At 37.8% G+C, this 10,935-nt stretch carries 9 protein-coding genes and 8 tRNA genes; 2 read left to right on the forward strand and 15 right to left on the reverse strand.

The genetic code is table 11. The annotated features are described in order from the left end of the window. The first annotated feature begins 98 nt into the window (after positions 1-98). The gene (locus AC6UD6_RS03895; RefSeq protein ID WP_500693621.1) at positions 99-794 is read left to right on the forward strand and encodes a hypothetical protein; all 696 of its coding nucleotides are present in this window, start codon (positions 99-101) and stop codon (positions 792-794) included. 37 nt (positions 795-831) lie between these two features. On the opposite strand, the gene AC6UD6_RS03900 is transcribed toward AC6UD6_RS03895, so the two are convergent. The 7 genes from AC6UD6_RS03900 to AC6UD6_RS03930 form a co-directional block, all read right to left on the reverse strand. Then, on the reverse strand, positions 832-1,569 hold the full coding sequence (locus tag AC6UD6_RS03900; protein WP_500695745.1) for an amino acid ABC transporter ATP-binding protein: 738 nt from the start codon (positions 1,567-1,569) through the stop codon (positions 832-834). Continuing rightward, positions 1,569-2,285, reverse strand: coding sequence for an amino acid ABC transporter permease (locus tag AC6UD6_RS03905; protein ID WP_500693619.1), 717 nt, complete (start codon positions 2,283-2,285; stop codon positions 1,569-1,571). Before AC6UD6_RS03905 ends, AC6UD6_RS03900 begins: the two co-directional genes overlap by 1 nt. 24 nt (positions 2,286-2,309) lie before the next feature. After that, positions 2,310-3,089 carry a transporter substrate-binding domain-containing protein gene (locus tag AC6UD6_RS03910; protein ID WP_500695746.1) on the reverse strand — a complete coding sequence of 260 codons (780 nt, stop codon included), beginning with the start codon at positions 3,087-3,089 and terminating at the stop codon, positions 2,310-2,312. Between the two features lie 314 nt (positions 3,090-3,403). Next, positions 3,404-4,705, reverse strand: a complete 1,302-nt coding sequence (locus AC6UD6_RS03915) for a uracil-xanthine permease family protein (protein WP_500695747.1) — start codon at positions 4,703-4,705, stop codon at positions 3,404-3,406. Between the two features lie 228 nt (positions 4,706-4,933). Beyond that, on the reverse strand, positions 4,934-5,989 hold the full coding sequence (locus AC6UD6_RS03920) for a zinc-dependent alcohol dehydrogenase family protein (RefSeq protein WP_500695748.1): 1,056 nt from the start codon (positions 5,987-5,989) through the stop codon (positions 4,934-4,936). A gap of 77 nt (positions 5,990-6,066) precedes the next feature. Further along, complete coding sequence (codA, locus tag AC6UD6_RS03925; protein WP_500695749.1) at positions 6,067-7,302, reverse strand: cytosine deaminase; 1,236 nt, start codon at positions 7,300-7,302, stop codon at positions 6,067-6,069. Position 7,303: 1 nt separating this feature from the next. Then, on the reverse strand, positions 7,304-8,668 hold the full coding sequence (locus AC6UD6_RS03930; protein ID WP_500695750.1) for a purine-cytosine permease family protein: 1,365 nt from the start codon (positions 8,666-8,668) through the stop codon (positions 7,304-7,306). A 745-nt stretch (positions 8,669-9,413) separates the two neighbouring features. On the opposite strand from AC6UD6_RS03930, the gene AC6UD6_RS03935 reads away from it, so the two are divergent. After that, a complete protein-coding gene (locus AC6UD6_RS03935) occupies positions 9,414-9,947 on the forward strand; it encodes an Ltp family lipoprotein (protein ID WP_500695751.1) in 534 nt (177 codons plus the stop codon). Between the two features lie 189 nt (positions 9,948-10,136). Here AC6UD6_RS03935 and AC6UD6_RS03940 read toward each other — a convergent pair. The 8 genes from AC6UD6_RS03940 to AC6UD6_RS03975 form a co-directional block, all read right to left on the reverse strand. Beyond that, a tRNA-Leu gene (locus AC6UD6_RS03940) sits at positions 10,137-10,221 on the reverse strand. 30 nt (positions 10,222-10,251) lie between these two features. Then, positions 10,252-10,322 (reverse strand) — tRNA-Cys (locus AC6UD6_RS03945). Between the two features lie 57 nt (positions 10,323-10,379). Further along, positions 10,380-10,452 (reverse strand) — tRNA-His (locus AC6UD6_RS03950). A 14-nt stretch (positions 10,453-10,466) separates the two neighbouring features. Next, positions 10,467-10,537: transfer RNA gene (locus tag AC6UD6_RS03955), tRNA-Trp, on the reverse strand. Positions 10,538-10,547: 10 nt separating this feature from the next. Beyond that, positions 10,548-10,630, reverse strand: a tRNA-Tyr gene (locus tag AC6UD6_RS03960). Positions 10,631-10,636: 6 nt separating this feature from the next. Further along, positions 10,637-10,709 (reverse strand) — tRNA-Phe (locus AC6UD6_RS03965). 68 nt (positions 10,710-10,777) lie between these two features. Beyond that, positions 10,778-10,852: transfer RNA gene (locus AC6UD6_RS03970), tRNA-Asp, on the reverse strand. Between the two features lie 8 nt (positions 10,853-10,860). After that, a tRNA-Val gene (locus AC6UD6_RS03975) sits at positions 10,861-10,933 on the reverse strand. Positions 10,934-10,935 lie beyond the last annotated feature (2 nt).

Here is a 10,935-nt window from a genome sequence, read left to right on the forward strand (position 1 = left end):
AACATATTCGCAAGTAATTAAAAAGCACACAAAACCTCCATTGAACAAATTTACATAATTGATTAACATGGATTTATTAATACAAAAAGGACAATATTATGAAAACTTTTATTGAAAAAAATCAAACTACCTTACATGCCCTAATTCTTACGGTATTCATCATCTTGAATACACTAATATGGCTCTTTGCTTCGCAAGTAGACTTACTATCAGTACAATGGAATACCAGACTGGTGGTGCTAATCCTATCAGAGTTTCTTTGGTCGGCTTCCCTTCTACTTTTCATCATTCGTTATGATCCAAGGATCAATTTATTTCTCAACGTCATCCCAGTGTTATTAGCGATTGTTTCCTTGTTTCCCATCTTATTAATCATTCTGTTTGTCATCCTTGGAATCACCAACATCATTGTAATGATGCCTAAATTTAAACTCGAAAATTACTATGGACTGGTTTGCTTTTCCTTTTTAAATTCAATTGCTCCGGTCATTTCTTTTTGTTATCTCGATAACCAATACCTGGAATCAAGTGTCCTCGTAAACGTTGGAATTCTATTTTGCTTATACTGTTTGTTCTTTGTTCCGTTCTTTAATCACCGACTTGAAACTAAATTAAACTTTATCTTCATTTTAATCTTTGCAGCGCTTCTGCTAGCAAATTTTCCCTTATTAAAATGTGCAATTTTAATTACTTTAGTATTAATCTCATACGGAATTCAAATCTTCAGCGAAAAAGAAACCCCAGAAAATTGTTTACTTTCATTTATAATTATTGGATTAGCAACTTTCATATAAAAATGAGGACTTCAAAATATGAAGTCCTCATTTTTATTTACTGTAAAGAAATTGCATCTAAAAATTCTTTGATTCTCGGAGAAGGGTTATTAAAAAATTCGTCCTTTGATCCATCAAAAATCTTCTCACCATTTTCGATGAATAACATTTTATCAGCAGATAATTTAGCAAACTCAATGTTGTGAGTAATCATAATCATTGACTGTCCCTGATCAGCTAACTCTTCCAGCATTTCTAAAACTTGCGTCTCTAACTCCGGATCAAGCGCACTGGTAGGTTCATCTAATAAAATGTACTTAGGCTTGACTGCCAATGCCCGACAGATCGAGATTCGTTGTTGCATTCCTCCAGATAATTCATCGGGATAGAAATTAGCATATTTTTCAAGACCAACCCGTTTCAATAATTTTTCTGCCTGAGCTACCGCATCTTTTTTCGAAATCTTATGAACATGGATTGGTGCAGCCGTGATGTTATCAATCACCCGTAAATTAGGAAAAAGATTCCAATTTTGAAAGACCATGCTAGTCTGTGCTCGTAATTCCTTACTTTGTTTACTGGTAATCTTATCCGCGTAGTTTAACGAAAAATTAGGAAAACTAATTACGCCTGAATCGGGATGAACCAATAAGTCCAGAGAACGTAGCAACGTTGACTTTCCAGAACCAGAAGGACCAACAATTACGGTCGTTTTTCCCTCAGGAAATTCCGTGCTAATTTTATCCAGAACGGTTTTTCCATCGTACTTTTTTACAATGTCTTCAATCTTAATCATTAGCCTTCATCCCCCTTTAAGTATCTTGAAGAACGCTTTTCGAGATAGTGTTGAAGGATCGTTAAAATACTGCACAAAATAGCGTAAAGAGCGGCTACTTCTGTGTACATAAGTAGTGGCTGATAGTTGTGCGCCGCAATTTGTTGACTAACCTGAAACATCTCTGTGATGGTAATCGTACTTGCAAGAGAGGTATCCTTAACTAATCCAATAAATTCATTAGATAGTGGAGGAAGTACGATTCGTGCTGCTTGTGGTAAAACAATGTACCACAGGGTTTGAGTGGTGCTAAAACCCAGAGTATACGCAGCATCCCATTGATCTTGGGGAACAGACATCAGAGCTGACCGAATGGTTTCCGACGCATAAGCACCAGTATTTAACGAAAACCCAATTATTGCTGCCGTAAAGGCTGGAATTTCAAAATTAAAACCGGGAATGAAATTTTGCAGATTCGGTAAACCAAAATAAATAATGAACAACTGAACCAACAATGGAGTGGAACGAAAAGCCCACACGTATACGTCGGCAATGGCTCTAAAAATGCCCCACATAACTCTAACAAATGCATTCCCATGTGGTTTTAAAAACTTTATCAGTGCGGTAACAATCGCAAGAATTAAACCAAAAAAGAATGAAATAATTGTTAGTGGAATGGTGTATTTAATCATTGCCTCTAAGAGACTCGGTAATGATGAAATGATAATGTCCCACATAATTCTTTAAGCTCCTAACTAATATTATTTATCGGTAATATTCTCTCCAAAGTACTTCATTGATAATCGTTTCAAGGTACCATCTTTTCGAAGTTCATTAATTGCTTTGTCCATCTGTTTATTTAACTTAGCAGACTTCTTGTTCATCATTGGAGCAATTTGACTTTGTGGAATAACATTAGTTGGAACTAGTTTAGCTTGAAGGTCAGTATCTTTATGGCTTGCATACCAACTTTGCCATGCTGGCTGAGCATTTAAGGCACCAACAACACGACCCTGATCAATCATTTGCATTGAAGTATTAAAGTCTGGTGAAGTAACTGGTTTAGCATGCAGCTTTTCGGCGTTATTCCAGTTATCAGTACCAGTACCTTCAGCGACCTTCTTACCCTTAAAGTCTTGAGCATTTTTAATTGGTGAATCTTTCTTAGTAATCATGATTGCCTTTGAATAAATGTATGGAGTGGCAAACCGATACTGCTTTTTTCTAGCTGGATTAATTGCCATATTGTTAAAAATAACATCGTAAGAATTAGAATTGAGTCCCTGAATTAATGAATCCCATCCAGTTAACTTGTATTGAACCTTCATCCCCATCTTTTTAGCAACATCATTAGCCAAATCAACTTCAAAGCCGGTTAACTTACCGTTCTTATCCTTGTAAGAATACGGAGCATAAGTTCCTTCCATACCAACCGTCAAAGTCCCAGGCTTTTTAGTCTCAGATTGTTTCCCACATGCGGTAACGGTAAGAGCCAACGCGGCCACTCCTGTTAGTAAAAGTAAAGGCCATCTTTTCTTCATAATTAAAATCCCCATTCATTAAAATATATTGTGCAAAATTAACTAACTCGCTATGTTTATTTTACTCTAAAAATTTAAACAGACAAGTAACTTTTTCATGATGCTACCTCCTAAATAATCACAAAAGAACACAAAAAAGAGGACTGGATCCACCAGTCCTCTCATAATTATAATAAATTAATATCATTTATAGAGAAACCTTTGAGTGCATACCAAAAGTGTTGTCAGATTTTGTCAAATCTTTTTTACAACAACATGGTTTACACATAGTCAGTTTCCCCTCTCGTGTTCTTTAACATAAAATCATAATATTACTATTTCTTTACTGGGTCAATAGATTGATCTTCAAGATCTGGATCATCATGTTCGTCTTCTGGTAGGAGAAGGTTCAAAACGATTCCAATCACGGTTGCTAAAGCCACTCCAGTAAACTGGAAACTTCCAATTTGAATATATGCATTACCAATTCCAATTACCAAGATAACCGACGCAATCATTAAATTGCGTTTCTTATCCATGTCCAATTTATTGTCAATCATCACTTTGACACCATTAGCAGCAATTGTCCCAAATAGGAGAAAACTAATTCCACCAATAACTGGGAGCGGCATTTGCATGATTAAAACATTTAACTTATTCACGAACGCAAAGATCATGGCAAAAATCGCTGCTCCGATTATGACCCAAACACTGTAAACTTTGGTAATTGCCATGACTCCAATATTTTCGCCATAACTAGTTACCGCTGGTCCACCAAGAATTCCAGCTGCAAGCGATGCGGCTCCATCCCCAGCAAGCGTGCGATTTAAGCCTGGATTCTTAAAGAAATTCTTGTGAGTCATTTCGCCGAGTACCATCAAATGACCCATGTGTTCGGTCATCGTAACAAAAGCGATTGGAGCCATAATCAAGATGGCATTCCAGTCAAACTTGAAGCCTCGCTCGGTGCCAATGATATGAAACGGAGGCAGTTTAAACCATGGAGCAGTGGCAATTGCGTGAATATCAACTAATCCACACGCCATTGAAATTAAATACCCACAGACAATTGCCAATAAAATCGGAATTAATCCCAAGAATCCCTTTAATTTAACATTGAAGAAAATTGCTAAAAACAAAGTGGTCATCGCAATTCCGAAGAAAACCAAGCTATACCTTCCATGATCCATCATTGCATTTTGGGCAGCACTCCCTGCAAGTGATAGTCCAATCACCATTACGATCGGCCCCACTACCACTGGTGGTAGGATCTTATCAATCCAATCGGATCCAATAAATGAAATGATCGTGGCCACCACCACATAAACTAAGCCGACCGCAACCACTCCTTGAGAAACTCCTGAAACTCCAGTCGTTTTCATAAGTGCCATCATTGGAGTGACAAAGGCAAAACTAGATCCCATGTAAGCGGGAATTTTCCCCTTAGTAATTAAGATATGCAGTAACGTCCCAATTCCTGAAGCAAAAAGTGCAATACTTGGGCTTAAACCGACTAACAATGGAACAATTACTGTGCTGCCAAACATTGAAAACATGTGTTGTAAGGAAAGTCCGATCCATTTTAGTGGTGATGGACGGTCATGAATTCCTAATACATAATCCTTTTTCTGAGACATTTATACTGACTTCCCTTCTCTAATAAAAAAACTGCTGTCCAAGGGACAACAGTCTTCGATTAAATAAAGTTTTACAGTATCACTTTAAAATTCGAAATCTTGCTGCCTCACTGGACACACTTAAAGATTTATTTAATTGAAATGATATATTTTTTATGATTGTTTGTCAATAAAATCTCCAAACGAAAAGGTTTATCGTTTTGGCATCACTTGTACTTTACTTATAAGCTAATTACTCTCTAACCCTACGTTTAAAACACAAGCACCTTTCAAATCACCTTTAGCAACCCTTTTCAAGGCATCATCCGCCCTTGAAAGTGGAAATTCAGTAACGTCAGGTTCAATGTGTAAACGATCAGCTAAAGTCAAAAACTCTTCGCCATCACTTCTCGTATTACTTTCAACACTCGTTAAGTTCTTTTCGTGAAAAATATGCTCTTCGTAACTCATCTGAGGGATATCAGTCATATGAATTCCGGCTAATGCTAAAGTACCTCCGGGAGCTAAACTTTTCAACGCATTAGGAACAGCCTCACCGACTGGTGCAAAAATAATCGATGAATCTAGAGGAACGGGCGACATATCATATGTGTTATTGACTGATTTTGCCCCGAGTGACAAGGCAAATCGTTTGGCATCTTCACCTCGTGTAAAGACGTGAACGTCAATTCCCTGATCAATCGCCAATTGCGCGGTGATGTGAGCAGACCCACCAAAACCATAAATTCCAAGGGTACCACCAGCTGGAATGTTAGCACGTTCAAAAGCCCGATACCCAATGATTCCAGCACAAAGCAGTGGGGCTGCTTGAAGCGAATTAAACCGTTCTGGAATTCGATAAGCAAATCCTTCTGGAACGGTTGTATACTCCTCATAGCCACCATCATGATCCCATCCCGTATATTTAGAATATGGACATAGATTTTCTCTACCAGAACGACAATACTTACATACACCACATGTTTTCCGTAACCATGGGATTCCGATTCGATCACCAATTTTAAATCGACGAGTATGGGGACCATTTTTAACTACTTTACCAATAATTTCATGTCCAGGAGTTAGATCTTTTTTATGGACTGGCAGATCACCCTCGGTAACGTGTAAATCCGTGTGACAAACTCCACACGTTAATACCTTAACCAAGACTTCACCATCACCAGGTGCTGGAACGTCTTTTCTAACATATTTTAAGGGAGATTTCCTTCCGTTAATCGGTCCAGGTTTAACAATTTCCCAAGCATTCATAGTTTTAGGGATCTCGGTATTAGCTTCTTCTACCATTATAATTGCCTCCTCAATGTAATCTTTACGTTCATCATATCACAAGGAAAATGAAAGTGAAGTCCACTGACTAAAACCTAATCAAAATGAGTTTGAACTTCTTCTGGTTGTTTTTTAACCAAAACTTTCCCGTTTCTAATCGAGTATAAAAGCGTTCTTCTTTCGTTAATTTCATTATAAAAATTATCTGTATCAAAGATTAAGAAACTAGCGGGTTTCCCCTTCTCAATTCCATAATGATCACTAACATGTAAAGTTTTAGCAGCGTTGGTAGTAACCAACTTATATGAATCCATAATCTGATGGTACCCCATCAGTTGACTCGCTAAAATACCAACGTAAAGCGCATCCAGCATGTTACCGTTCCCCATTGGATACCACGGATCTTTTACATCGTCCTCTCCAAACGAGACGTTGATTCCATGCTTTAAAAGTTCCTTGACTCTCGTTAAACCCCGTCGTTTAGGGTAAGTATCAAATCGACCACCCAAATGCATATTAACTAGTGGATTGGCTACCATGTTAATCTTTGACATCTTAAGAATTCTCATCAACTTATCGGCATATGCATCGTTATACGATCCAAGAGCCGTTGTATGACTTGCAGTCACCCGATCACTTAGTCCTGATTCATACGCCAAAGTAGCTAGAACTTCCAAATTTCTGGAATTGGGATCATCAATTTCATCGCAGTGAACGTCAACAAGTTTGCCATATTTTTCAGCTAAGTTCATCAAAAACTTTAGTGAATCACGCCCATAATATTGATTAAATTCGTAGTGGGGAATTCCACCCACGGCGTCAACTCCCATTTTGACAGCTTCTGTTAGTAAATTTTTGCCATGTGGAAATGATAGAATCCCCTCCTGTGGAAAAGCAACTAATTGGAGATCGATAAAACTAGATACCCGTTCTCTTACCTCAAGAAGTGCTTTAAGAGCGGTAAGATTGGGATCAGTAGTATCAACGTGACTTCTAACGAACTGAATTCCATGTTCAGCCTGATTCTTGAGCGTTTTAATGGCGCGCTCCTTAACGTCTTTTTCAGATAAGCTTTGTTTTCGCTCAGACCAAATTGAAATACCCTCAAATAGGGTTCCACTTTCATTAAACCCGGGTTCACCGGCTGTCAGAGTCGAATCTAAATGGACATGTGAATCAATAAATGGTGGAATAATTAATTTACCATTCGCATCAATCACCTCTTCTTTAGGATCATCAATGTGATCACCAATCTCTTTAATCTTTCCATCTTTAACTAAAATGTCTTGTTTTTTTGTCGAATTCTCAATATATCCCTGTTTAATAATCATTTTATTTGTCCCGTCTTTCTAACGCCCGACCGATAACGTAGTAGATAACAGCAATAATTGCCATTACAATAAAAGTTGCTCCAATGGTATTTTTAACAATTGCAACATTTTTCAACATTAAGTATAACAAAATTCCTAAAATCCAAAGTGAAAACGCAAACCAATTCACTCCATGGCTATACCAAAACTCTCCTTTCGGATCTCCAAATGATTCCAAACGGTAGTCACGATCATTAAGAAGAAAGTAATCTACTAGCATGATGGAGATGATTGGGCCTAAAAACATCCCAATATAATCAAGGAAGGCCGTAAAAGCAGAAAGAAAGCTTCCACTTAAAAGTGGGGTAAAGGTTAAAATCATCGCCACCACGGTGACAATCAACAACGACTGTTTTAATGTCAATTTATGATACATATTCGTTAATGCTGATCCAGCGGCCTGTAAATTAACAGCATTAGCGGTCATACTGGTTAAGACAATCACGATCATTGCAATCATTCCTAGACCCAATTTATTGGCCACTGTACTTGGATCAGAATTATTGGGATCATAGACTCCAGACGTAATGGCAATACTGATGGTAGTGCATAATCCGATGGATGCAAAACTGACTGCCCCTAGTAAAGCTCCAAAAAATGGTGCACTTGTTGAAACACGCTTTTTATTAGTAAATCTAGTAAAATCAGCTCCACTGGTAACCCATGCCAAGTTAAACGCAGCCAGACTATCAATTGCTGCTCCAAACGGCATCCGATCCTTTTTGGGAACCATATAATGAGCAAGTTGGGTAAACGAAACATCTCTAAACACTACCAAGACTTCCCATATTACAAAGACAATAACTAGAATAATTCCAACTCTTTCAATAATTCTAATGGATCGTTGTCCTGATATAACACTAAGAATATGTAAAATACTCATAACCAGAATTCCGACAACTAAACCGAACGTACCACCAGACTTCCCAAAGATCGGCCATCCAAAGAATGAATTAAAAATATAGGATAATGAAGTTGCCGCAATAAAAGTATTAACCGCGGTCCAACCCATAAACATCACTAAATTGACAACCGAGGGGATCATGCTTCCCCTGATTCCAAATGTCGCCCGACTCAAAGTTGTCGTCGATAACCCCGTTTTATACCCCTCATATCCAATTAAACTTAGAAACAGATATGAAATAATTGAGGCAATCACCAAAGCACTAAAACCGCCCCATAAACCACAAGCGGCAATAATGCCCCCAATAAACCAAGTTCCATTATTAGCGTTTGCTCCAAACCAGTTAGCAAACATATCCCAATAGCTCATGTTACGTTCGTTCATTGGAATGGGATGAACTTCATACTTATTTTCGTTTTCCATTTTTTCCTCCCTCGAATTAAAATGATAACCAAAATTCACATTGAACCAATTATAGTAATTCGTAAAGTGATTTAAAAGCTAAATTTAGCTATGAAAATGATGATTGGATTATAAAAAAGAAGAGTGTATCATAAGTACTAGTTCAATTAAGGGGTTGATCAATGTGCTTGGGAGACGTGAAGCAAGACTTAAGCGTGAAAAGTTACGATTAAAAAAACAAAAGTTAAAGCTTAAGAAACAAAAATTAAAATTGAGAAAGTTAAAAATAAAACTTCGAAATAAACGAAAATAGGGATCACCATTTGGTGATCCCTATTTCATCTTAATGCATCAATTATCATAATTAGCTTAGTCATCAAAAAACAGGTCTAAGTCCGGGCAGTTAATAAATTAACAACAATGAAGGATCAACAGAACCTTAATGTACCCGGACTCATCCCTGCATTATTAGTATATGTCATATCAGTGTTACTTAGCAAGAAGAAAGCTTAATTACCTGACCTCTCCCTCAATCTTTGCCGCGTGTACGGTGGAATAAGGAACGTCAACTATTTTGACAAAACTACTTTATCATCAATAATTATGTGTCAGCAACTAAAGATTAAGTTGATGATTTTTTTATTTATGCTACTTTGATATACTAAATAGGTAGTGTTTCGGGTGTTATTAAATAATAAATAATCAGTATGATTATAAAATACGTCCAAAACCGATTGACGTTAAAAGCTAATATAAGGAGTTTGTTATGGCAAAGGAAAAACAAAAAAAGAAATGGTATAAACGATTCTGGGTTTGGATCATAATTGCAATCATCATACTTGTAGTAATCTTTGTTGTTGGAAGTAACAGTGATAAAAAGAAAAGTAGTTCTGCAACATCGGACAGTCAAACATCCCAAAAAGTAAAACTAGAGAGTTCGTCTAAAACGGCGTCGGCAATTTCAACAACTGATAGCGCAAACACTGAGAGCAATAATGCATACAATACCGCTAAAAGCTATATGGAATCTGTTCCAATGTCTAAGAAGCGTTTATATACTCAATTAACATCACAATCTGGAAATAAATTTAAACCAGAAGCGGCTCAATCGGCCGTTAATAAATTCAGTGATAAAGATTATCAAGAAAACGCGGTTAAATCAGCAAAAAACTATTCGAAAGAACAACATTTATCAGCTCAACAAGTTTACGATCAGCTAACTTCTGAAGCTGAGGGATACACCCCTGAACAAGCTAAGTATGCCATTAATAAAAACAACTTAGGTCAAATTAACCAATAAAACATAATAAGATAAAAAGTCATTTTACGATGGCTTTTTATTTTGGTCATTTTATTTCTAACACGTATTTAAAGGGTGTGATCCAATTAAAAATTAAATAAACTATACACAGTAAGATCAAAGTATAAAAAAAGAACGTTGTTATGACAACGTTCTTGATTTGCTAAGATAAGCTATATAACTATGTTATACCGGAGGTGGGGTTCGAACCCACACGATCGCAATGATCACTGGATTTTGAGTCCAGCGCGTCTGCCAGTTCCGCCACTCCGGCATGCTAATGATTGCTAAAGCAGTAAAACAAAGGCGGTAACCGGATTTGAACCGGTGATGAAGGTTTTGCAGACCTCTGCCTTACCACTTGGCTATACCGCCATAAAGGCACTAAGCCTTAACAACTGCCCTTCCCTACTGGAACCAAGCAATCAAAAGGGCGGTAGGTGGGAATCGAACCCACGCGTGTCGGTACCACAAACCGATGTGTTAACCACTTCACCACTACCGCCATAACATCATAAACAGGGATAGTAGGAATTGAACCCACATCAACGGTTTTGGAGACCGGTATACTACCGTTGTACGATATCCCTATAAATAAAATGGAAGGAAGTGGATTTGAACCACCGAACCCGAAGGAGCGGATTTACGGTCCGCCGCGTTTAGCCAGACTTCGCTATCCTTCCATATAATGGCGCGGGACAGAATCGAACTGCCGACACACGGAGCTTCAATCCGTTGCTCTACCAACTGAGCTACCGAGCCATTGTCTTTTATGACATTTATAATAATAAAACTATTTAATTAATGTTGCAAGGGTTACCCACAACAAACGGTCCGTACGAGACTCGAACTCGTGATCTCCTGCGTGACAGGCAGGCGTCCTGAACCAACTAGACCAACGGACCATATGTTATGGAGGATACAGGGATCGAACCTGTGACCTCCTGCTTGTAAGGCAGATGCTCTCCCAGCTGAGCTAATCCTCCAA

It is taken from the genome of Fructilactobacillus sp. X8R2C1, assembly GCF_059900955.1.